Source organism: Deinococcus misasensis DSM 22328 (genome assembly GCF_000745915.1).
GTDB lineage: Bacteria > Deinococcota > Deinococci > Deinococcales > Deinococcaceae > Deinococcus_C > Deinococcus_C misasensis.
In genome coordinates this window covers 128,278-149,423 of sequence record NZ_JQKG01000006.1, presented here as the reverse complement: position 1 = coordinate 149,423, position 21,146 = coordinate 128,278, and the positions used below count along the sequence as shown (strand labels likewise).

The 21,146-nt window shown below is 56.7% G+C and carries 20 protein-coding genes; 7 read left to right on the top strand and 13 right to left on the bottom strand.

The window, feature by feature from the left end; all coding sequences use genetic code 11:
- Positions 1-9: 9 nt before the first annotated feature.
- Positions 10-3,402 (bottom strand): ATP-binding protein, encoded by a 3,393-nt coding sequence (locus Q371_RS25455; RefSeq protein ID WP_084571278.1) that lies wholly within the window; start codon positions 3,400-3,402, stop codon positions 10-12.
- A 160-nt stretch (positions 3,403-3,562) separates the two neighbouring features.
- Positions 3,563-4,024 carry a cupin domain-containing protein gene (locus Q371_RS06805; RefSeq protein ID WP_051963492.1) on the bottom strand — a complete coding sequence of 154 codons (462 nt, stop codon included), beginning with the start codon at positions 4,022-4,024 and terminating at the stop codon, positions 3,563-3,565.
- 70 nt (positions 4,025-4,094) lie between these two features.
- Between Q371_RS06805 and Q371_RS06800 the strand changes: the two genes are divergently transcribed.
- A complete protein-coding gene (locus Q371_RS06800) occupies positions 4,095-4,820 on the top strand; it encodes a copper homeostasis protein CutC (RefSeq protein WP_034337924.1) in 726 nt (241 codons plus the stop codon).
- Here the strand turns inward: Q371_RS06800 and Q371_RS06795 are convergent.
- The 3 genes from Q371_RS06795 to Q371_RS06785 are packed head-to-tail and all read right to left on the bottom strand — an operon-like array spanning position 4,817 to position 8,332.
- Entirely contained in the window at positions 4,817-5,452 is a 636-nt protein-coding gene (locus Q371_RS06795; protein WP_034337921.1) for a response regulator, read from the bottom strand. The two genes, Q371_RS06800 and Q371_RS06795, sit on opposite strands and share 4 nt — an antisense overlap.
- Positions 5,452-6,528, bottom strand: a complete 1,077-nt coding sequence (locus Q371_RS06790; RefSeq protein ID WP_034337920.1) for a DUF4097 family beta strand repeat-containing protein — start codon at positions 6,526-6,528, stop codon at positions 5,452-5,454. Before Q371_RS06790 ends, Q371_RS06795 begins: the two co-directional genes overlap by 1 nt.
- 49 nt (positions 6,529-6,577) lie before the next feature.
- Complete coding sequence (locus Q371_RS06785; protein WP_051963489.1) at positions 6,578-8,332, bottom strand: sensor domain-containing protein; 1,755 nt, start codon at positions 8,330-8,332, stop codon at positions 6,578-6,580.
- Positions 8,333-8,456: 124 nt separating this feature from the next.
- Here Q371_RS06785 and Q371_RS06780 point away from each other — a divergent pair, with 124 nt between their 5' ends.
- Complete coding sequence (locus tag Q371_RS06780; protein ID WP_034337917.1) at positions 8,457-8,759, top strand: hypothetical protein; 303 nt, start codon at positions 8,457-8,459, stop codon at positions 8,757-8,759.
- Here Q371_RS06780 and Q371_RS06775 read toward each other — a convergent pair.
- The 3 genes from Q371_RS06775 to Q371_RS06765 all read right to left on the bottom strand — a co-directional run bounded on the left by Q371_RS06775 (position 8,739) and on the right by Q371_RS06765 (position 11,526).
- Positions 8,739-9,038: a hypothetical protein gene (locus Q371_RS06775; RefSeq protein WP_034337915.1), complete on the bottom strand. Its 300-nt coding sequence runs from the start codon at positions 9,036-9,038 to the stop codon at positions 8,739-8,741. The two genes, Q371_RS06780 and Q371_RS06775, sit on opposite strands and share 21 nt — an antisense overlap.
- A 248-nt stretch (positions 9,039-9,286) precedes the next feature.
- On the bottom strand, positions 9,287-9,715 hold the full coding sequence (locus Q371_RS25450) for a DUF5946 family protein (protein ID WP_051963487.1): 429 nt from the start codon (positions 9,713-9,715) through the stop codon (positions 9,287-9,289).
- On the bottom strand, positions 9,715-11,526 hold the full coding sequence (locus tag Q371_RS06765; protein WP_051963557.1) for an ABC transporter ATP-binding protein: 1,812 nt from the start codon (positions 11,524-11,526) through the stop codon (positions 9,715-9,717). Before Q371_RS06765 ends, Q371_RS25450 begins: the two co-directional genes overlap by 1 nt.
- 137 nt (positions 11,527-11,663) lie before the next feature.
- Between Q371_RS06765 and Q371_RS06760 the strand changes: the two genes are divergently transcribed.
- Positions 11,664-11,984, top strand: a complete 321-nt coding sequence (locus Q371_RS06760; RefSeq protein ID WP_034337913.1) for a hypothetical protein — start codon at positions 11,664-11,666, stop codon at positions 11,982-11,984.
- Positions 11,985-12,152: 168 nt separating this feature from the next.
- Here Q371_RS06760 and trpA read toward each other — a convergent pair whose 3' ends face one another.
- Genes trpA through gluQRS form a run of 3 tightly spaced genes read right to left on the bottom strand, consistent with a single transcriptional unit; the run spans position 12,153 to position 15,105 of the window.
- Positions 12,153-12,935, bottom strand: a complete 783-nt coding sequence (gene trpA, locus Q371_RS06755) for a tryptophan synthase subunit alpha (RefSeq protein WP_034337910.1) — start codon at positions 12,933-12,935, stop codon at positions 12,153-12,155.
- Positions 12,932-14,182, bottom strand: a complete 1,251-nt coding sequence (gene trpB, locus Q371_RS06750; RefSeq protein WP_245618258.1) for a tryptophan synthase subunit beta — start codon at positions 14,180-14,182, stop codon at positions 12,932-12,934. Before trpB ends, trpA begins: the two co-directional genes overlap by 4 nt.
- A 29-nt stretch (positions 14,183-14,211) precedes the next feature.
- Complete coding sequence (gluQRS, locus tag Q371_RS06745; RefSeq protein ID WP_051963552.1) at positions 14,212-15,105, bottom strand: tRNA glutamyl-Q(34) synthetase GluQRS; 894 nt, start codon at positions 15,103-15,105, stop codon at positions 14,212-14,214.
- A 186-nt stretch (positions 15,106-15,291) separates the two neighbouring features.
- On the opposite strand from gluQRS, the gene Q371_RS06740 reads away from it, so the two are divergent.
- The 3 genes from Q371_RS06740 (at position 15,292) to Q371_RS06730 (ending at position 18,141) form a co-directional block, all read left to right on the top strand.
- Positions 15,292-15,879 (top strand): hypothetical protein, encoded by a 588-nt coding sequence (locus Q371_RS06740; RefSeq protein WP_034337909.1) that lies wholly within the window; start codon positions 15,292-15,294, stop codon positions 15,877-15,879.
- 181 nt (positions 15,880-16,060) lie between these two features.
- A complete protein-coding gene (locus tag Q371_RS06735) occupies positions 16,061-17,470 on the top strand; it encodes an alpha-amylase family glycosyl hydrolase (RefSeq protein WP_034337906.1) in 1,410 nt (469 codons plus the stop codon).
- Positions 17,467-18,141 carry an HAD family hydrolase gene (locus tag Q371_RS06730; RefSeq protein WP_034337903.1) on the top strand — a complete coding sequence of 225 codons (675 nt, stop codon included), beginning with the start codon at positions 17,467-17,469 and terminating at the stop codon, positions 18,139-18,141. Before Q371_RS06735 ends, Q371_RS06730 begins: the two co-directional genes overlap by 4 nt.
- A 66-nt stretch (positions 18,142-18,207) precedes the next feature.
- Here Q371_RS06730 and Q371_RS06725 read toward each other — a convergent pair whose 3' ends face one another.
- Positions 18,208-18,771 (bottom strand): DUF4256 domain-containing protein, encoded by a 564-nt coding sequence (locus Q371_RS06725; RefSeq protein ID WP_034337900.1) that lies wholly within the window; start codon positions 18,769-18,771, stop codon positions 18,208-18,210.
- Positions 18,772-18,858: 87 nt separating this feature from the next.
- On the opposite strand from Q371_RS06725, the gene Q371_RS06720 reads away from it, so the two are divergent.
- Positions 18,859-19,839 (top strand): dipeptidase, encoded by a 981-nt coding sequence (locus Q371_RS06720; RefSeq protein ID WP_034337897.1) that lies wholly within the window; start codon positions 18,859-18,861, stop codon positions 19,837-19,839.
- 18 nt (positions 19,840-19,857) lie between these two features.
- Here Q371_RS06720 and Q371_RS06715 read toward each other — a convergent pair whose 3' ends face one another.
- Positions 19,858-21,144, bottom strand: coding sequence for a CCA tRNA nucleotidyltransferase (locus tag Q371_RS06715; RefSeq protein ID WP_034337894.1), 1,287 nt, complete (start codon positions 21,142-21,144; stop codon positions 19,858-19,860).
- Positions 21,145-21,146: the final 2 nt, after the last annotated feature.

Genomic DNA, 21,146 nt, shown 5'->3' with positions numbered 1-21,146 from the left:
TTTCTGGATTCACAGCAAGCTGTTTTGCACTTCAAAGAACCTGCGGGCCACCGGATTGTGGGCCTTGAAAGCCGGATGGTGCTCGGCGGGCAGGTTGCGCAGCACCTTGTCCAGCCACCCCTCAAGCCTTGACCGGGCTTCAGGGGCTTCAGGGTTCTGGCACGCCTCTCGAACCTGCCAGAGGGTCAAGAGCACTTCGCCTCGGGTCAGGCGGGAGGGCTCAAAGGGGTCCAGCATCCCTGCGGCTTTCTCGATGTGTTCCTGTGCTTCTTGAAGCTGCCCGAGTTTCAGGTGGGCTTGCGCCAGGCGGGTGCGGGCAGAGATTTCGGTGCCTCCGAGGTCTTTCTCAAGGGCAAGCTGAAGCACCCTGTGGGACAAATCAAGGGCCTGTTCAGGTGAAATGGTGTCTGCTTGGGCCAGCCACAAACGGGCTCTGGAGATCATACGGGGGGTGTCTTTGAGCAGTTCATCTGCCTGATCAAACTGGGGAGTGGGGTCTTCACCCTGCAGGTGCTGCAAGGTGCCCAGATTGATCAGGGCACGGCTGCGGTACTGGCCTGGAATCCCGGGAAACTGCGCCGCATACTTGAGGGATTTGTGGGATAGAGCAAATTCACCGATGTTCAGGAACAGTTCCCCTTTGAGGCCTTCGAACACCCCGAGGTGCCAGGTGCCTTCCAGTGCCTTGTCGATGGCCTTGTTGTAGTGGTCGAGGGCCATGCCGTACAGTCCAAGTTCAAAACAGGCCTGTCCGGTGGCTGCATGCCCGAGGGAGACCCCACGGTGTTCGGTGTCGGCTTGCTGCTCAATTTCGCCCGCTTTGAGGACCACCGTCAGGCTGTCCTGCATGCGGCCCTGCTCAGAATAGGACACCGCGAGGTTGTGCATGGTGGTGGCGAGTTGGGGAAGGTCCGCAAACTTGCGGTGCATCTCGATGGCCCTCTGGTGGTATTGGATGGCCTCAGAGTGGCGGTCGCTGTGGTCCAGCATCACCCCGAGGTTGGAAAGGTTGCTGGCCAGACTGGGGCTTTCGCCCAGCGGTTCCAGGGTCTGGACCGCCTGCCACATGGCTTTTGTGGACTCGGGAATCTGCTGCTGGATCCACAGGGCCACGGCCAGAGAAGCATGCAGGTTGGCCCGCAGGATTTGTTCCTCTACGGTGATCAAAGGACCACCCCCGAGGGCTTCCAGACCTTTGCGTGCCGCTTCAGCGGTTTCAGGACCTTCATGGTAGGTGGAGTGGAATTCGGCCACCTGAAAATGGGCTTGCGCCCGTTGCAAGGGGGTTCCCGCATATTCAAAGAGGGAGCGGAGGGCTTCTTCTCTGGGGGCACGCTCGTTCATTTGCCCGAGGGCCACCGCCCGGTGGTACAGGGCTTCAAAAGCCGCTTCAGGCTGGTTGGATTCACGGAAAGCCTGTGCTGCCAGCATGAAGTACCGGCTGGCCTCGCTGACCCCGAAGTTCTTGTGGGCCTGCTGGGCGGCCTGCAAATACAAAGGGGCCGCCTGTTTGAGGTCTCCGCCTTGCTGGTGGTGGTGGGCCACCCGGAACGTCGGAGCACCCCTTGTGGTCAGGACCTTGGCAGCACTGCGGTGCAGCAGTTGCTGGATGGCTTTCGGGGTGGACCGGAGCACCGACTCAAAAATCAGGTCGTGGCTGAAACGGCCATCCTTGACGATCTGTGCGGTGTCCAGTTCTTCCCAGGTGGCAATGAAGTCCATCAAGGGGGCATTCAGCACTGCAGCCACCAGATCCAGATCGAATTCGGTGTGCAGCACTGCAGCAGCCCGGGCGGCTTGCAGGGCAGGGGCAGACAGGCGTTGCAGGCGACGCTCAATGATCTGGCTGACTTTCTGGGGCACCGTCAGCTCACGGTCTTGCTGCAACTGACCGGACTCCATCAGGTGGCGCACGGTTTCCAGCAAAAACAGCGGGTTCCCACCAGCGTACTGGCTGAGCCTGCTTTTCAAACCGGGATGCACCTCCACCCCGAGGTCTTCCAGAAGCTTCACGGTTTGCGCTTCCGGGAGAGGCTCCACATCAATCAGGACAGCCATGCCGGTGTTGACCAGCGTTTCCAGCATCAGGGCTTCGGCTTCGCTGCTCAGTTCGCCTTTGCGGTAACACTCGATGAACCTCGGGAATCCGGTTTCCTGCATGGGGAAAGACTGGGAGATCATGTATGCCCCTTGCATACTGGACGCCTCGTCGTAGTATTGCCAGTCGTCCACCACGCAGCAGGCCAGATCCTGACAGCCCGAGATGGTGGCAAGGCGCACCGCTTCGTGGAAACGCAGCAGGTCTTCCTGACCATTCATGGGAGGCGGAGGGGTGGGACCTGAGAGCTCGGGGAGGATGCGGGACAGTTCCTGCACCATCCACGGTTCCAGAGGCAAATCTGGCCGGTGGTCCAGAATGGTGCGGATGTTGCGGGCCGCTGAGGCGTAAGGGGTCTGGCTGTCGCCGGGCCGGGCTTCCATCACCAGATGTGGTCCTCGGGAGGCAGCAAAGTCGCGGGCAAGGCGGGATTTACCCACTCCGGGTTCTCCTCGCAGGAAGATGATTTGCCCCTGCTCCCAGGCGAGCTCCATCTGCTCCCACTCTTTTTCACGTCCCACCAGAGCCGGTGGACGCAGCACCGTGAGGGGCAGTCCAGCCTTTTGACGGGGGTTAGATGGGATGGGCAGGGTGGCCTGCTCAATCCAGCGGGCCAACTCGAAGGTTTCCGGGAGCGGTTCCACCCCAAGTTCGTTTTTCAGCAGGGTCTGCAGTTTTTTGAAGGTGTCCAGCGCATGGTGGCGGTTGCCCAGCAGGTATTGCAGGCGCATCAGGCGACGGTGGCCCTCTTCAGAAAGGGGATCGAGGGTCAGCATTTCACGGATTTTGGCGGTGGCTTCCAGATGCTCTCCGGCCTGCTCAAGGGAGTTGGCTTCGGAAAGCAGGGCCTGGGTGCGCCAGTGGTTCCACTGTTCACGTTCAGCCAGGATCCAGGTTTCCAGGTCCGGGCAATCGTCAAAAGAGAGACCGTGCAAGAAGATTCCGGTGCTGCGGTTGAACTCCGGGTATTGCGCTCGGGTGAAGTGATCACGGGCAACAGCCACGTCGGTTTGCAGGTCACCGGTCAGGGTGAGCACTTCTGCTCCGGTCACCAGCTCTGCGTTGGCGAGGGTTTTGAGTTTGCGGAGCAGGTGCACCAGATTGTTGCGGGCCGCGGCTTCCCGGGTGTCGGGCCAGAGCAGTCCAATCAGGTTGGCGCGGGGGGTTGGGCCTTCCTGTGCAAGGTAGGCCAGCAGGGCAGCCGTTTTGCGTTCAAGGATGTGGGTGTGTTCCTTGCATTGCAATGAGGGAATGCCCAGAAGTGTGCAGTGCCAGAGGTGCGAGGTCATGGGAATCGACTTCATGCTAGCAAGGCGCTTTTTCTCAGGTGGTGACGGCTGACGTTTTTCGGAGGCCTAAGCCATTGTGCTTAAGTGTGCACAATTTGCAGGTACACCGTGTAAACCGAGCCCAAAATCAGCAAGGCCATCATCAGGCGAGCAAGCCTTCTGGTTCGTCTGGTGTTCATTTTTCCTCCATGATGCCCATGAATTCGATGCCGTAATCCCGGCTCACCGAAGACAGGCTGTTCAGGCTCGGGGAGGGGTTCAGCAAAGGGGCAAGCTGCTGGTAAAAAGCCTCCACTCCAGCTGGATTGGCAATCACCCAGTGTTTGGCCGCCACACGACCGATGTTGCGGTAGGCGTGCATCACCCCTGACGGGAAAAACACCACATCGCCGGGTCCAGCCACCTGCCAGCCTTCGCTGGTCAGGCATTCCAGTTCCCCAATCAGCAGGATCAGCAATTCGTCCTCCCGGTGGTGCAGGTGAGGGGGGATGCTGCCACCCACCTGTGTGGTCACCAGACCCAGCGTGTAGCTTCCGTCGGTGTCGATGCCTGTGAGTTTGAGTTGCACGTCCTCCAGGGCACTGTTGATGGTTTTTCCCTGATCGGCGCGGATGATGCGGGCAGTGAGATGGTTCATGGCGTCCTCTGGGAATCAGGGTATAGAAGGGGCCGTGATTGAAGCGTGATTGGGGTGTTAAGGTGAAACCATGCAATTTGAAGTGTGTGTGGAAAGCCTGCAAGGGGCCATGAATGCCGTGCAGGGAGGGGCAACCCGCATTGAACTGTGCTCCAGCCTGATCGAAGGGGGCCTCACCCCCTCGGCAGGCTTGATCCGTGAAGTCAAACGGCACTGCCCGGTCCCGGTGCACGTGATGGTCCGCCCGAGAAGCGGCGACTTCCTGTACAGCCCCAACGAAATTCAAACCATGCTTTCCGACATCGAATACTGCCAGTTTCTGGAGGTCGATGGTCTGGTGTTCGGGGCGCTGGACAGTCAGGGAGAACTGGACACATGGGCCATGCAGCAATTGATGCAGGCATCCGGGCGCACAAAGGTCACGTTTCACCGGGCATTTGATGTGTGCAAAAACCCCACCAGAGCACTTGAGCAACTCATTGAACTCGGGGTCCGGCGGGTGCTCACCTCCGGGCAGGCCAGCACTGCATTTGAAGGAAGACAGCTGATTGCAGCTCTGGTGCGGCAGGCCAGAGACCGCCTGACCATCCTGCCCGGAAGTGGCATCACCAAAGACAATGTGATTCCCCTGTTGCAGGCCACCCACGCCAGAGAGGTGCATTTCAGTGGGCGCAGCGCCCAAAAAAACCACCCTTTTCATGAAAAGGATGGTTTGAAATTTGGGGTCTCCGAAGACCAGTGGCTGACTTCTGCGGAAAATGTGCGTCTGGTGGTGCAGAAAGTGCTCGGAGGTTAAAGGTCCTCAAGGGCCACGATGTTGTGCTTCAGGGCATACAGTGCAGCCTGGGTGCGCGACCCGAGGTTCAGTTTGCTCAGCAGGCTCGAAACGTGCGTCTTGACGGTGGTTTCACTGACCTCCAGTTGCTCTGCGATGTGCTTGTTGGTCATGCCTCTGGCGATCATCTGCAAGGTCAAGGTTTCCCTGTTGGTGAGGGACTCGCGCATCTGGGGACTGCGGAATTCGCGCACCAGACGCTTGGCCACCTCGGGATGCAGGCGCACCTCGCCTCTTGCTGCTGCATGGATGGCCTCCAGCAGGGTTTCGGCACTGGCGTCTTTGAGCATGTAGCCGATGGCTCCGGCCTCGATGGCCGCGTGGATGCGGTGCTCTTCCAGAGCGCTGGTCAGGGCCAGCACTTCAATGCCGGGGTGCATTTTGCGCAGTTCCTTTGTGGCTTTCACCCCGTCCATCACCGGCATCATCAGGTCCATGATCACCACGTCCGGGTTGCAGGAGGGAATGGCTTCGAGGGCTTCCTGTCCGTTGCTGGCCTCTGCGACCACCTGAATGTCCTCGTCCAGAGAAAAGTACATTTTCAGGCCCATCCGCACCACGTCATGGTCGTCCACCAGCAAGACCCGCACCATCACCGACCTCCAGTGTGCAGCAGGATGTCGCCGGAGACGGTTTTGATGTTGATGGTGAGGTCTGCCTGGCCTGAACCGGTCAGGTAGGTGTTCCCTTGCTGGACAAGTCCCGAAGCCTGCACTTCTCCGCCCACCGTGCTGGTGGTGATGGCAGCGTTGACGTTGGCAGGGAGGTTCAGTTCGATTTCCCCTCCGGTGCTCTGGACGGAGATTTCACCCGAGGTGCCCTCCTGAACCGTCAGTCGCTGGTCGCTGGCCACACTGCGGGTGTCCACCTTCAGGTTCTGTGCAGGGGGAAGGTCCAGCACAATCTCCCCTGCCGTGGTTGAAACCCGCACGTCACGGTACCGGGTGTTTTCCAGATTCAAGGTCAGGTCTCCGCTGGTGCTGCTGGCCTCAAAAGATCCCGGCTCTGGTTGATTCTGCTTGGTTGCTCCTGAAGTGCGAACAGAAATCCCACCAGCCACGGTTTTCAGGTGGGTATCGGCACCCTGCCCATCGGGAAGCACCGCATCAATGTCTCCAGAGGTGGTGCTGGCCATGAATTCCTGAAGTTGCAGGTCGGCAAGGTTCAGATCCAGACCACCAGAGACCGAACCCACCGAGAGGTCCATGGGCACCTCGGGGGTCAGGTCCACCCGCAACTCTGGGGAGGTGCCTCCGAAAAACCCCAGTGAAAACCCAATCCTTCTGGGTGTTTCCTCCTGAAAACGCAGGTCGGCCATGCCACCGTTTGTGGAACCCGAGCGGCGCAGTTTGAAGTTTTCATTGGCCAGATAAGTACCACTGAGCAGTTGCCCATTCGCATTGCCTGTCAGGGTGATGTCGCTGCTGGTGGTCTTGAACGACAACCTTGCATTCCTGATGCCTGCCAGAGGCTCTTGCAGGTCATTTTGCACCAGGGCAGAACCCTGAGGGCGTGCTTCCTGCAAGGTGGTTCTGAGCAGGGCCACGCCTCCAGCAATGATGAGCAGGCTCAGCAGGATGCGGGTCACTCTGGGGTCAGGGCGGTGTTCATTCTGGGGATTCTGGTTGGAGATTTGCGGTTGTGGGGTCTGGTCAGAAATCTGTTTCATGGTGTGCTCCTTGGGCTTTGAAAGGGGGTTTTGTCATGAACTGTGAACTTCAAATCGGAAATTCAAGGCGGATGCGGGTGCCTTCACCCTGCTGGCTGGACACCGTGAAAGTGCCAGAGAGGAACTCGGCCCGTTCACGCATGCTCTTGAGCCCGAGGGTGCCGCCTGAAAGCTGCTGCACATCGAAGCCTTTACCGTTGTCTTGAAGGTCCAGCGTCCAGCCCGAGGCGGTTTTGTGGAAATTCAGGGACATTTCGGTGGCTCTGGCGTGCTTCACAGCATTGTGAACGGCTTCCTGTGCAATGCGGTACACGGCATGCTTGCGGGCAGCGGGCAGCTCGGGTTCTTCGCACAGATCGGTGTGGATGGTCAGGCCGTAACGCACCTTCATGGCGTGGGCCAGTCGGGACAGGGCCTCACAGAGTCCCCCTTCATCCAGAGCGTCTTCGCGCAAACTGAACAGCAAGGCTTTCATTTCGGCGGTTCCTCCTTCTGCCAGTTGGATGGCGTAATCGAGGCTTTCTCGCACCTTGTTGGGATCCCGTTCCAGCCAGCCTTTAGCGGTCTTCGCGCCCAGCGTGATGCCGTACAGGGCCTGCGCCACCGAGTCGTGCAGTTCACGGGCCAGCCTCTGGCGTTCCTGCTGGGAGGCCTGCTCCTGAACCCGGTCAATCAGCTGGGAAGTTTCGATGGCCACCCCTCCCTGATCTGCGAGGGCCGCCATGAACTCCAGTTCCCTCTGGGTGGGGGCATGTCCCCGTCGGTAAAAGGCATGCAGTTGGCCCAGCAGTTGCTGCTGGTACATCATCGGCAAGGTCACCAAGCAGCCATCTGGCAAACCCTGCAACAAAGGGGCGACCAGCACGTCTTTTTCCCAGAGCGGCAAAAATTGCTTCTCGATGTGGGCACGGCCTTGCACCATCTGCTCGGGCAGGTTCAGACGGGAGTGGGCCTCTGGCAAAGCACGCACAAACAGCTCGGGCAAGTTGCGGGAGGCTCCCACCTTCCAGCTTGCACCTTCTTTCACTGTAAGCAGGAGGGCAGATGCCCCGAGGGCCTGCATCCCCTGACCTGCAATGTGTGAAAGGGTTTCTTCCAGAGAACCGCTGTAGGCCACCGCACTGCTGGTCTGCTTGAGGGCCTGCACTTCCCTCTGGGCATGCTTGGACTCGCCGTAGTCGGTGAGGAGGGCATTGTTGAGGAGCGCCCAGCCATCGGCCATCAGGTTAAGGAGGCTCAGGGAAAGCACGGTCAGGGCCACTGCGACGACCTCCCAGACAATCCAGCCGAAGGCATTCAGCTGAAAGACGGTGTTCCCAAAATACAGGGGCATCGGATAAAACAGGTTGGCAATGGGAAGCAACAAAAAGCCCACAGACAGGCTGAGCAGGACCACAGTCACCACAAAAGAGGCAACCCCGAGCGGGAATTTCAGTAAGGCATACAACAACGCCTTGTAGGTACCAGCGTCACTCAGGGTGGCTCTGGACCACTGGCCAAAACCAGACACCTGCACCAGAGGTTTCTCCCGGTACAGGGTCTGTCCGAGCAGGGTGGCCAGCGCACGTTCAACCTCCGCAAAACGCAGGATCAACCAGAACGTCCCCATGAACACCGGAAACCCGACCACCAAGACCATCAGGGCCAGACCCAGAGAGAGGCCCGTCACCAGCACCACAAAATACAGGACACCCAGAGGAAAAGTCGCCAGCAGGTAAAACAACCGCCGGTACGTTGCTGCACTGAACAGCTCAGCGAAATAACCGTTCAATGGGCTTGCAGAAGGTTTCGTCACAGTCATCATGATGACACTGTAGACCGGCCAGGGTTTCAAATCTTCCGACCAAAGTAGGAGGTTCGTGACTTCAAAGGAGCATGCTGTAAATTCGGGTACAGCCTGACACGGCAAGAACCCAACACAATGGATCATGAACCGAAATGAACCTGCATTCTTGCACCTGAAACAATTTTTGAACCATCTGGATCAACCCGATTTGCCTTCCTTGCAAGGGCCTCTGGAGCACCTGCGGATGGCTCTGGCTTTGCTGTACCCGGAAAGCACCCAACCTGCACCGCTTCATGCCCCTCAAGTGTTCGATGAAGCCCAATTGGCTCAGGCCAGAACCGCCGTACAAGCTGCTCTGGAAGGCATGAAAGAACGTGAACTGGACGACTTCAAATCGTCTCTGGAAGAGGTCTACCAGCAGCTTTCAGGCGTGTCTGCCCTCTGACGGCAAGCCCAGAGACTCAAAGAAGATGTCCCGGCCTTGCTCGGGTTGCAGGTCAGGATTCCAGAGGGTGATGGGAATCCTGACCTCTTTGATTTCCCCTCCAGGGTACTTGCAAGTGCCTTCGTAGTACAGAGATTTGCCTGACTGGAACGCCCGGTAAACGGGTTCTGCATCGGCGAGTTGTCCACATCCACGCACTTCCACACTGGATCCGAAGGTCAACAGTTCGACCCTGCCTGTGAAACGGATGAAGTTGATGCTTCCAGATTGAGCAGCCATGGGACTCCTGAGCAAAGAAGATTAACCTGATTGTAAACTGATTTGAAACTGTAGTCTACCTGAATGTTACATTTCTGATGGTTTGATCACAGTTCACAGCTGCCAACCATGGGGCCACCTGCAACACTCTTGGGCTTCATGTGCTCCAAGCTTGAACAAATTCTGTTCCAATTGAGATCAAACAGGCCGGTAAAGTTGAGAGGGTTTTGACTGTGACCATTTGGTTTTGTATTTGATTTGTGATTTTTTTATTCTTTTGATTTTACTTGTTGATGGATGGCATTGGCCCAATCCCTCACCCGCCGGGCTGCACCTTCCAGAGCCCCCTTTGCGTACACCTCCACCAGAGTGAACGTCCACTTGCGCAACACCACCTGACGCTCAGCCTCTGGCTTTCTCACCCGGTTTGGACCGTCAAAAGCCTCCTCTGCCCTCTTGCGCAAATCAAGGATGGAAAGCCCTGTTTCCAACTTTGCAGACAGTCCTTGCTGCAGGTTTTTCAGGGCCTCCTCTGTGAAGGAGGAAGGATGCTGCAGGTTGTAGCAGGCCACCAGAAAAAAATGCTCGGCCTGCAGCTCAGGGTCATGCCATTCCTGTGCCAGCAAGGCATGAAAAGCCTGTTCACAGGAGAAGCCCTCTGGCCAGAGGGCTCCACATTCCGGGCACATGTGATCCATCAGGCCTGATACCCTCTGGCCTGCAACAGGTACATCTGGGCGTAAGTCTGGTTGCTTTCCAGCAACTCTTCGTGTGAACCGCTTTCGGTGATGATTCCGTTTTCCAGCACGACAATGTGATCGGCCAGACGCACGGTGCTGAACCGGTGCGAGATGATCACGGTGATGCGGGAATGGGCCTCTTTGCGCAGGGCTTCAATCACTTCAAATTCGGCATTGGCATCCAGAGCGGCGGTCGGTTCATCGAAGACCAGCAATGAAGCTCTGCGGTAATACAGTCGGGCAAGGGCAAGGCGTTGCCACTGGCCTCCAGAGAGTTGACGGCCTCCCGTGAAAAGCCTTCCCAATTGGGTTTTGTATTCGTCAGGCAAAGTCTCGATGAACTGGGCTCCAGCGGTTTCTGCAGCATGCTCGATGCGCTCACGGTTCTCTTCTGCTGGACGGCTCTGGTCGCTGAGGGCGATGTTCTCGCTGACCGTCATCTGGTATTGCCCGAAGTCCTGAAAAATGATGCTCATGGCCTGCTGCAAACTGCGGATGCTGAACCCTCTGGCATCTTGTCCATTGATCAGGATCCGTCCCGAGGTGGGCTCGAAAAGCCGGGTGAGCAGTTTGACGATGGTGGTCTTCCCTGCCCCGTTCTGCCCCACCAGAGCCAGCGCCTGTCCTTTTTGGATTTTGAAATTGACCCCTTTCAGGATGTCCCGGTCGGTCAGGGGGTAACGGAAACTGACCCCCTCGAATTCCAGGGTGTCAATGGTGCCCCGGAATTCCTGTCCGGCGTCCAGATCTCTGGCAGGCAACTCCAGAAACTCAAACAGGTTTCGCATGTAAAGCACATTCTGGTACAGGCCAGAGAAGCCGTTGAGCAAGGTGGAAAACTGGCTCTGGACCTGTGTGATGCCCAGAATGAACAGGGAGAAATCCCCCACCGTGATGTGGCCTTCCAGAGACCGCCTCAAAATCAGGTAGGTGGCAAAGCCAATCACCAGTGCAGAAAAAACCGAAGCTGCGAGGCTCCAGAAGCTTCTGGCCCGCACCAGAGGCACCAGTTGCCCCCTGAACTTGCGGTAGTACTCCTGCCAGCGTTCCAGCAGGTAAGGCTCAAAGTGAAAAAGCCGCACCTCTTTGACCAGCGCATCCGAAGTCAGGATGCTCCCAAGGTAATTTTGCACTCTGGCATCGTGGGTGCGCCGACGGATCATGCGGTAGCCTTCCATCCCGTAACGGTTGGACACCCAAACGGTGGGCAACGTGGCAATCAGAATGAGTGGCAAAATGGCCCATCCCAGCCTTGCCATCAGGGCACTGATTGAAACCAGCGTGATCACCGCTTGCACCAGAGCAATCACTTGCGTCAGGACACCCAGCGGGCGTGAACCCACCTCACGGTAGGCGTTTTGCAGGGCGTCGTAAGTCTCGGCATTTTCAAAACGCTCCACTTCCAGCGAACTGGCCTTTGACAGAATCTGCTGTGAGATGCGGTTTTGCAGGCGGTCTGCAAACAGTTCACGCACCATGTTTTGTGCTGTAGACAGGGCACTTCCCACAATGCCCACCAGAATCTGCAGCAAGAGGAGTTCCACCAGCAAAGTCAGGTTGTTGACCCTCTGGGAGATGGTTTCTGTGACGGCGTCCAGCAAAAGTTTGGAGACCCAGAGGGTGGCTGCAGGCAAAAAGGCCTGCACAATGCTGAGCAAAATCAACAAAAAAGCCTGTCCAGGAGCGGTGCTCCATGCCAGTTTCAGGGTGGCGGAGAGGTCTTGCATTTGGGTTTTCAGGTCAGGGGCCTTGACAGTCACAAAAGCCATGCTACTGCAGGCCAGCAGTCCTGATTGGAAAAAAGTCTGGTTTTGCCTCTCCATCAAGCCTTCAGATCTGAAGAATTCACACAGGAGACGGCACTGGGGCTTTCTATACTGAACCCAACCTGTTTTGAGGAGGCTTCATGGAAACATTGAATTGTCCGGTCTGCGGCAGAGAACTGCCCATTGCATACAGCCAGATCACCGATGTGAACGACTTCACCTGCAAGCATTGTGGCACCACCTATGCACTGAACAGCCCCCATGTTCCTGAGGTCAGGCCAGACCTCTCAGAAGAACCTTCTGTGGCCGATGACACCGCCCGCAATGTGGCCATGAATCCCTACACCCGCAGCGAAAACCGCGATGTGGACGACTCAGAGCGCATGGAGTCCATTGAGTTCAGTTATCAGGATCAGGGGGAGTCCAAATTGCTGGTGATTCCTGTGCAAACCATCCCCTGAAGTCATTTTCAGAAGGTTCTGACCAGAGAAAGTTGACCGTTCACAGCGCACATTGAACACATTTGGCAGAAGCATCAGAGGTTGAGTCTCTGGTTGATCCGCGAAAAGAACAAGTCTGCAACAAAAAACCCGAGGGAAATCCCCTCGGGCAATTTTGAGTTTGAAGGTTCAGGAGGCTTTGAAGGTGCCTTCCTGAATGGCGCGGGCCAGACCCGAGAGGCTTCCGCCTTTTTCGATGGTGTTGATGAAAGCACTGCCAACCACCACGCCATCTGCGACGCTGGCGACTTTGGCTGCACTGGCCCGGTCGCTGACCCCGAAGCCCACGGCCACCGGCAGGTGGGTGTGTTGTTTGGCCAGTTTGACCAGCTCGGGAACTTCGTAGAGGGCTTCGCCAGAGCGGGCTCCGGTCACGCCGACCACACTGACCGCGTACACAAAGCCGGTGCAGGAACTGGACACCAGTTGAACCCGGTCTGGGGTACTGGTGGGAGCAATCAGGAAGGTCAGTTTGATGTCGTGCTTTTCGGCCAGAGGAATCAGGGTGTCGGCTTCGTCTGGTGGGAGGTCAGGCAGGATCAATCCGTCGATGCCGGCAGCTTTGACATCGCGAATGAAAGCTTCTTCACCCCATGCGAGGATGGGATTGTAGTAAGTCATGACCAAGAGGGCTTTGTCGGTCTGGGCACGCACAGCCTTGATGGCATCAAAGAAGTCCAGCATGGTGAAACCCTGGCGGAGGGCTTTTTCGGTGGCCCTCTGGATGGTGGGGCCGTCTCCGAGGGGATCGGAGTAAGGCAAACCGATTTCCATCAGGTCTGCATGCTCCAGCAGTTCCAGAGCGTCTTTGACGAACTGCTCTTTGCTGGGGTATCCGGCAGGAAGGTAAGGAATAAAAGCTGCGCGGCCTTCTTTTTTGGCCTGATCGAAGGCGTTTTGAATGCGGTTCATGCATTCACCTCAACTTTTTTTTGTTGCATGTCCATCAGGCGCATGACTTCGGTGACGTCTTTGTCGCCACGGCCCGAGAGGGACACCACGATGATCTGGTCTTTGGAGAGGGTGGGCGCGGTTTTGAACAGTTGCGCAATGGCATGGCTGGTTTCCAGTGCAGGAATGATGCCTTCCAGTCGGGTGAAGCTCTGGAACGCTTCAAGGGCCTCATCGTCGGTGATGGGGGCGTACTCTGCGATGCCTGCTTTGGCATAGTAGGAGTGCTCTGGACCGATGCCGGGGTAATCCAGACCTGCGCTGATGGAGTGGGCCGGAATGATCTGGCCGTCGTTGTCATAAAGCAGGTACATTTTGGAGCCGTGCAGCACGCCCACTTTACCACCAGAGACACTGGCAGCGTGACGTCCGGTGGTGACCCCTTCTCCGGCGGCTTCCACACCAATGATGCGGGGGCGCTCATTTTCAGGGAGGTAGGCAAAGGGAGCGAACAGACCGATGGCGTTGCTGCCTCCCCCAACGCAGGCGACGATCACATCGGGGACTTCGCGGCCTTCAAATTCTTTGAGTTGTTTTTTGGTTTCTTCACCGATCACGCTCTGGAAGTCGCGAACCATCATGGGGTAAGGGTGGGGTCCCACCACCGAGCCCAGAATGTAGAAGCTGTCCCGCACGTTGGTCACCCAGTCGCGGATGGCTTCGTTGGTGGCGTCTTTGAGGGTGGAGGTGCCACTGGTCACTTCGCGCACTTCTGCCCCGAGCAGTTTCATGCGGAACACGTTGAGGCTCTGGCGGCGGATGTCTTCTGCCCCCATGTACACCACGCAGTCGAGACCAAACAGGGCGCAGGCGGTGGCGGTGGCCACCCCGTGCTGTCCGGCTCCGGTTTCGGCGATGATGCGTTTTTTGCCCATGCGGCGGGCAAGGAGGGCCTGTCCGATGGTGTTGTTGATTTTGTGTGCACCGGTGTGGTTCAGGTCTTCGCGCTTGAAGTAGATTTTGGCCCCCCCGAGGTGCTCGGTGAGGTTTTTGGCGAAGTACAGGCGGGAAGGACGGCCCACGAATTCCCGCAAGTAATAATCAAATTCTTTGAGGAACTCAGGGTCTGCTTTGGCTTCCTGATAGGCACGGTTCAGTTCGTCGAGCGCAGGGATCAGGGTTTCGGGGACATAGCGTCCGCCAAATTCGTCAAACCGGCCTCTGGCATCGGGCAATGCAAAGGTCGGGATATTCATTTCCTGGGTCATGTTTGACACTATAGCGAGTTGTCAAGGAATCACTTATACGAATTGTCTAACTTTGTTAGAGGACTTGACAACAATTCACGGGGTGTAATTGTACCGGGTACATCGTACCCTAAACCCATTGTTAACTGCGACACAATCGACTCTGGATTGGCGTTGTGATTACGCAAATCATGCACGGAAGGTGCGCCATTTCTTTTTGCCAACCTTACACCTTGAAAGTCGGTCATCAAAGGAACATGCCAGTATTCCGGGGTGGGAAACCCCAGAGCCTGTTGCAGGGCCACCTGCCTCGGGGTGGCGGTCCAGAGGTCCATCCCCCGCACCACTTCGGTCACCCCCATGTCGGCATCATCCACCACCACCGCAAGGTGATAAGCGAAAACCCCATCGTTGCGTTTTAAGACAAAGTCTCCCACATCATAAGGCAGGTTCTGGGTGATCGGCCCCACCAGATGGTCAGACACCCTGATTGAAACCTCTGGAACCCGCCATCGCCATGCCTGAGGACGCTCTGGTTTGAGCCCTCCCTGCAAGCAAATGCCCGGATAGACCATTTCTGCTCCGTGTGGAGCGGAAGCCGCCTCCAGAATGTCTTTTCGAGAACAGGTACATGGATAGGTCTCCAGTTTCTGGAAAGCCTCCTCGTAGAGGTCCAGGCGCTCGCTCTGGATGTGTTCCTCATCCCAGTCCAGACCCAGCCATTCGAGGTCCTGACGGATGCTGTCATAAGCATAAGGTCGAACCCGAGTGTGGTCCAGATCTTCAAAACGCAAAATGAACCGTCCCCCCTGCCTCCGGGCATGCAACCACGCCAGCAGTGCTGTGCGGGCATTCCCGAGGTGCATGTGGCCCGTCGGACTCGGGGCATATCGGCCCACCACTTCAGAGGGTTCTTTGATGCTGTTCTGGAAAGCAAAATCCATGGGTTTTCCTTTGATGGGCAACAGAAAATTCAAGTTTCCTGCAAAGCGGTTCTCATTTTAACCCCTTCTCCCTTTGCCTCAAATGTGATGGAACCCTGAAACCAGCCTTCAGAAAGGCTTGACCGATTCCTGCAAGACCTGTCAGGTTGACTGCCTATAGTGGGGTGCATCTCGAAAGGAGACACCATGAAAAAATTCACATCCATTGCATCCACTTCCCTTTTGCTCACTTCTGTTCTTGCTTTCTCTGCACACGCCCAGAGCACCTCTGGTTCCGCCCAATTGGACCTCAAAACCAGCACCGTGGTTCTGGTGGACAGCAAAGGCAACACCCTTGGCACCTTTGACAGCAAAGGCAAACTGACCGTCAAAGGCGATTTGAAACTGGCCAGCAAAGCTGTGGTGAGCAGCAAAACCGGCACAAAACAAGAGTTTTTGCTCTCTGGCACGGTAAACAGCAAAACCCAACTGAACAGTCTGAAAGTGATGTTTGAAGGCAAAACCAGCACCCTTGTGTCGATTTTTGCCAAGAGCAACACCTCTGGGAATGCCAATGGAGGAAGCAGCACCAACACGAGCAACAGTGCTACTGGCACTGTGTCAGGCAACACCTCAGGTTCTGGAAGCAACACCTCAGGCAGCACTTCAGGCAGCACTTCTGGATCTGCATCCGGCTCTGGCAACATCGGAATTTCCATTGGCGGTGAAAACGGCTCGGGTGGAATCTCCATAGGCATTGGTGGAGGAGTTGGAATTGGCATCGGCAACCCCTGAGACATCTGTCAGAAATTGGACCTGGAATTTTGAGGAGATGGGCTTAAAGCCCATCTTTTTTTGCTGTTTTAAGCCGTTAGCAAACCCTTTGCCTTCTGCCTTCTGCCTTCTGCCTTCTGCCTGACCCATTTTGTGCACATTCCCAATTGTCTCCCTCATCCAGAACCGCTATCATGAATCCATGAAAAAATGGATGATTTTGGCGGCGCTTTGCGCCGGATTTGGAAGCGCTACCAGCATGCAGGGCGAAGTCATCTACCAGATTCTGGTGGACCGTTTTGCCGACGGAGACCCAAGCAACAACGCAGACGTGAACAAAGACGACCTGCGCGCCTGGCATGGCGGAGACCTGAAGGGCATTCAGGCGCGGATCCCTTACCTGAAAAGCCTTGGGGTGACCACCCTCTGGCTCACTCCGGTGTACACCCAGCAAGCCAAAAATTCCTTCGGGACCGCCGGATACCACGGGTACTGGCCTGAGGATTTCCGCAATGTGGACCCCCACTTTGGCACCCTCTCTGACTTTGAGAATCTGGTCAAAACCCTCAAAGACAACGGCATGAAAATCATCCTTGATCAGGTGATCAACCACACCGGGTACGAGGCCACCCTGCCCAAAACCAAACCCGAGTGGTTTCAGGGTCCCGGCTGTGAAAAGCTGGGCAACAACGATGTGTACTGCCCCCTCTCTGGCCTGCCCGACCTGAAGCAGGACAACCCCGAAGTCAAGCAGTTTTTGCTGGACAATGCCCTGTTCTGGAAGAACCTCGGGGTGGATGGCTTCCGTTACGATGCCATCAAGCACGTCCCTGAAGGCTTCATGAAAGACCTGGTGGCACAGGACAAACAGAACGGGGTGTTCACCCTCGGGGAAGTGTTTGAAACGGTCAGTGTCCAGAAGGTGGCCTCTTACCAGAAGCTGGGTTTCACCAGTGTGTTTGATTTTCCGCTGCGGGAGGCCATCAACCAGAGTGTCATGAAAGGGGCAGGGTTCACGGCTGTCCGCTCGATTCTGCAACAGGACAAAGAGTACGTGAATCCCGCCGAACTGGCCATTTTCCTGGACAACCACGATGTGGCCCGTTTCGCCTCTGGGAACCTGTTTGAAGCCGAAGGGGTGAACCGCACCCGTTATGGCATCCGGGCACTGATGACCCTTCGGGGCATTCCTGTGGTGTATCAGGGAACCGAAATCGCCATGCGTGGGGGCAATGATCCAGACAACCGCCGTGACATGCGCTTTCCTGAAAGCTGGACCGACACCGAAAAAGCCACTTTTGAGGTGGCCCGCAAAGCCATTGAAGTGCGCAAAAGCAGTGAAGCCCTGAACAAAGGCACCTTGCAACTGCTTGATGTGCCCGGTGTCTATTCGGAAGAACTCTTACTTTTCATTCGCCAATCGGGCACAGAAAAGGTGCTGGTGGCATGGCACAATGGGAAGGAACGACGCACGATCAGCCTGAAGATGAACGTGCTCTCCCCCTTAACCCAGGACCTGTTCGGTCAGGATGCCAAACTCAGCGGCTCTGGCGGCTACCTGCACCTGTCCCTTCCTCCCCGCTCCGCCGCAGCTTTCCCCCTTCCTGAATGATCAAAACCATCCTCTTTGACCGCGACGAAACCCTCGGATATTCCGATCAAGCCGTTTACCTAGAAGCCGCCAAACATGTCCAGCACCTGCACCCAGAGCTGGACACCCGGCACATCCTGAAATCCATGCAGCAGCAATGGGCCAAAAGCGACGCCGACTGGCCCAAACTGCGCACCCATGAAGACGAGGAGTTGTTCTGGCAGGTGTACTGTCAGGAACTCTCTGAACGCATGGGCATTCCGCTCTCCACCGCGCAAGAAATCTGCGAGTACTTTCCCTACTGGAAGTTCCTGCGCTCTTACGAGGACACCGAGCAGGTGCTCATCACCCTCAGGGAACATGGGTACACCACAGCCATTCTGTCGAACACCCTCCCAAGCATGACCCCCACCTTGGTCGCTCTGGGCATCGAAGGCCTGATCGACCATGCTTTTGCCAGTTGCTCTCTGGGCGTCCACAAGCCTGATCTGGAGGTCTTTTCCAGAGTGGCCGAGTTGCTGGGGAACCAGCCTTCAGAGGTCCTGTTCATCGATGACAAACTGGAAAACGTGGCAGCCGCCCAGCAAGCAGGCATGCAGGCCCTGTGGATTGACCGTGCCCACAAGGACCAGAACGCCATCCACGACCTGCATGGGGTGCTGGACCACCTCGGATTGACGGTCAAAGGGTAAATTTTCTCTGCAAGCCTCCTCAGGACATCTGGGGAGGCTTTTTCATGTTTTCATGGTGCGAGATTTTTACAGCCTCAAAGACCCCCGAAAGCCCCGAGCAGCGTAATAACTGGGTGCCCCATTGTGGTAAATGAACACCCGACCATAACGGCAATCTCCATAAAGGGCACCCCCGAGTTTGCGCACCTCTGGAGGGGTCAGCACCCAGCTTGAAGATTTCAGGTCGAAGGGCCCGAACTGTTGGAGCAGGTGGTACTCTTCTTCGGTGAGCAGGACAATGCCCATTTCTGCTGCCATGTCCAGAGCGTTGTGCTCTGGTGCCGCAGATTTTCTGGATTCCAGTGCAGGTCGGTCATAACACACGCTGCGGCGTCCAGCGGGACTCTCTGGGGCACAGTCCAAAAAGACCAGTTCTCCAGTTGGTGAACCGATGGACACCACATCCGGTTCTCCTCCGGTGTTTTCCATGGCCTGCAAAGACCAGAGTTTGTCAGGATGGGCTTCCAGTCTGGTCTGCACGTCACTCCAGAGCAGCTCGGGATGGCGTTTGGGATGTTTCTCAAAGCGGGTCTGCAAGATTTGAAGCAATGCGGTTTTTTCTTCAGCCGTCAGTGTTTTTTGAGGGTGCATGAGGCATGGTAGCAAACCTTTTTCAGCTTGGACATAGCGTGAACGGCATAGACTGTCCAGCCCTTCGTGGCCGTGTTAGATTGAACCGTGATTTTCGACGCGCACCTTGATCTGGCTTTCAATGCCATTCAGGGCCGGGACCTGACCCGACCTGAGCCGCAACCCTACCATGACGAAACCACCCTCGTGAATTTCCCTTCCCTGAAACAGGCAGGGGTCAGAATTTGCCTCGGCACTTTGTGGGCTTACCCCAAAAGCACCGATGATCCAGAGGGTTACACCACCCCTCTGGAAGCCCGAGGACTTGCCAGAAAGCAGTTGGACCAGTATTTGCGGTGGCAGGACGATGGGCACATCAAAATCCTCACTTCGGGTCAGGAAGTGAAGCAGCACTGGGACACCCACACCCCTGAAAGCCCTCTGGGCGTGATTGTCCTGATGGAAGGGGCAGATCCCCTGCTGAATCCAGAGGATTTGCAGGTGTGGCACAAAGACGGCCTGAGGGTGGTGGGTCTGGCGTGGGGCAGGACGCGTTTCTCGGGCGGAACGGGATCTCCGGGTGGCTTGACCCCGGAAGGCGTCGAGATGGTGCATGCCCTGCGTGAACTGGGCGTGACTCTGGACGCTTCCCATCTTGCTGAACAGGCTTTCTGGGAGGCAGTGGAGTTGCACCAGAAGGTGATTGCCTCCCACTCCAACTGTCAGAGTCTGGTGCCCACCGACCGTCACCTTTCAGACAGCATGATCCGCAAAATCGCTGAACTGGATGGGATGATCGGTCTGGTGCTGTTCAGCTCTTTCATCAAGCATGGTTTTGTGAAAGGGATGCCCAAAGATGCGGTTTCCTTTGCAGATCTGGTGCCCCACGCCCTGCACATGGCCGATATGGTGGGATGGGACCGCATCGGCCTCGGGTCGGATCTGGATGGAGGGTTCGGTATGGAACGCACTCCCAGAGAACTCCGGCACCTGACGGACCTGCAGCAGTTTTTTGACCTCTTGCCTGCAGAAGCCAGAGAAAAAGTGAAATACCAGAACTGGTTGAACTGGTTTTCCAAAAAGCTTTGAACAGCACTTGCACTTCCATCAAACCTGACTTCTCAGAAACTGGAGGATGGCCTCGGGGTCGTTCTCCAGTTCGCCTTCGATGACCTGCTGGACAGCCAGCTTTTTCAAGCGACCCACCCCCTCACCTGTGACGCCAAAAGCCTCCATGATGGCATGCCCCGAGAGGGCCAGTTGCCGTTCATCGAAGGTGGCCACAGCAGGCATTGTGCGTCCTTCTTCACGGATCTGGACGGCCCATGCCACAGGGTCAAAGCCCTCTGGAACGATGTGGGCGGCCAGATCGGCTTCGCGCATTTCCAGAGCATCTTCCCAGGCTTCCCCCAGATCGTTCATGAATTTGCGGAGGGCACGTCTGGAAGGACGCAGAGGGGGGCGCATGTGATTGCGAACCAGCGAAGTGACCGTCAAGGTGGTGTCGTTGGAGCACTTCAGGCGGGTCAGGATTTGACGGGTGGTTTTGGCCCCAACGTATTCGTGGTCGTAAAAGTGGCCCACTCCATCTGCACCCACCGAAAAACACTCGGGCTTGGCGATGTCGTGGAAAAAGAGTGCCAGTCTGGTTCGCAAGGACTTCTGGTGCTGCACTGCATGGTGCACCGCTGCAAAGATGTGTTCATCCACGGTCAGGTGGTGGTGTGGATTCTGCTGCTCAAACCCGATGCAAGGGGCAAACTCTGGAAACACCTGCACCAGAAGACCCGTGTCACGGGCCAACCTGAGCGCTTTGAGCACATGGTCCGCGTTGGAACAGGACAGCAGGCGCCACCATTCCTCCTGAATGCGCTCTGGAGCAACGTTTTGCAGCAGGTGGACTTTTTGAATGAGGGTCGCTCGGGTGGCTTCATCCAGATCAAACCCGAGTTTGGCCACAAAACGCACGGCCCTCAGGAGCCTCAGGGGGTCCTGATCAAACACCGCAGGTGAAGTCATGCGCAAAATGCGGTGGTGCAGGTCCTGCAAGCCCCCAGTTGGGTCAATGACCTCTCCCCTGCTGTTTCTGGCCAGAGCGTTGATGGTGAAATCCCGGTGCCACAGGTCTTCTTCGAGGGTCTGGCCTGCTCTGGGAAGGGCCACATCCACCGTTTCGCCCAGCAGGGTCACTTTGATCACTTCGAAAGAAAGGCCAACCTGTCCGACTTTGCCCGGCAGAATGTCCAGCAGGGTTTGGGCAGCAAGGCCAGTCACCAGCAGGTCATTGTCTTTGTTGGAGAGGCCCAGCAGTTCATCACGCAGGGCACCTCCGACCTGAAAACATTGACCTCCTTGCTGTTCAATGGCTTGTGAAAGGGTCTGCACGGCATTCATGG

What these genes read in the sequence shown, in the direction of transcription:
- Q371_RS25455 (WP_084571278.1), bottom strand. Translation starts at nt 3,402, where the DNA reads ATGAAGTCGATTCCCATGACCTCGCACCTCTGGCACTGCACACTTCTG.
- Q371_RS06805 (WP_051963492.1), bottom strand. Translation starts at nt 4,024, where the DNA reads ATGAACCATCTCACTGCCCGCATCATCCGCGCCGATCAGGGAAAAACC.
- Q371_RS06800 (WP_034337924.1), top strand. Translation starts at nt 4,095, where the DNA reads ATGCAATTTGAAGTGTGTGTGGAAAGCCTGCAAGGGGCCATGAATGCC.
- Q371_RS06795 (WP_034337921.1), bottom strand. Translation starts at nt 5,452, where the DNA reads ATGGTGCGGGTCTTGCTGGTGGACGACCATGACGTGGTGCGGATGGGC.
- Q371_RS06790 (WP_034337920.1), bottom strand. Translation starts at nt 6,528, where the DNA reads ATGAAACAGATTTCTGACCAGACCCCACAACCGCAAATCTCCAACCAG.
- Q371_RS06785 (WP_051963489.1), bottom strand. Translation starts at nt 8,332, where the DNA reads ATGATGACTGTGACGAAACCTTCTGCAAGCCCATTGAACGGTTATTTC.
- Q371_RS06780 (WP_034337917.1), top strand. Translation starts at nt 8,457, where the DNA reads ATGAACCGAAATGAACCTGCATTCTTGCACCTGAAACAATTTTTGAAC.
- Q371_RS06775 (WP_034337915.1), bottom strand. Translation starts at nt 9,038, where the DNA reads ATGGCTGCTCAATCTGGAAGCATCAACTTCATCCGTTTCACAGGCAGG.
- Q371_RS25450 (WP_051963487.1), bottom strand. Translation starts at nt 9,715, where the DNA reads ATGGATCACATGTGCCCGGAATGTGGAGCCCTCTGGCCAGAGGGCTTC.
- Q371_RS06765 (WP_051963557.1), bottom strand. Translation starts at nt 11,526, where the DNA reads ATGGCTTTTGTGACTGTCAAGGCCCCTGACCTGAAAACCCAAATGCAA.
- Q371_RS06760 (WP_034337913.1), top strand. Translation starts at nt 11,664, where the DNA reads ATGGAAACATTGAATTGTCCGGTCTGCGGCAGAGAACTGCCCATTGCA.
- trpA (WP_034337910.1), bottom strand. Translation starts at nt 12,935, where the DNA reads ATGAACCGCATTCAAAACGCCTTCGATCAGGCCAAAAAAGAAGGCCGC.
- trpB (WP_245618258.1), bottom strand. Translation starts at nt 14,182, where the DNA reads ATGACCCAGGAAATGAATATCCCGACCTTTGCATTGCCCGATGCCAGA.
- gluQRS (WP_051963552.1), bottom strand. Translation starts at nt 15,105, where the DNA reads ATGGATTTTGCTTTCCAGAACAGCATCAAAGAACCCTCTGAAGTGGTG.
- Q371_RS06740 (WP_034337909.1), top strand. Translation starts at nt 15,292, where the DNA reads ATGAAAAAATTCACATCCATTGCATCCACTTCCCTTTTGCTCACTTCT.
- Q371_RS06735 (WP_034337906.1), top strand. Translation starts at nt 16,061, where the DNA reads ATGAAAAAATGGATGATTTTGGCGGCGCTTTGCGCCGGATTTGGAAGC.
- Q371_RS06730 (WP_034337903.1), top strand. Translation starts at nt 17,467, where the DNA reads ATGATCAAAACCATCCTCTTTGACCGCGACGAAACCCTCGGATATTCC.
- Q371_RS06725 (WP_034337900.1), bottom strand. Translation starts at nt 18,771, where the DNA reads ATGCACCCTCAAAAAACACTGACGGCTGAAGAAAAAACCGCATTGCTT.
- Q371_RS06715 (WP_034337894.1), bottom strand. Translation starts at nt 21,144, where the DNA reads ATGAATGCCGTGCAGACCCTTTCACAAGCCATTGAACAGCAAGGAGGT.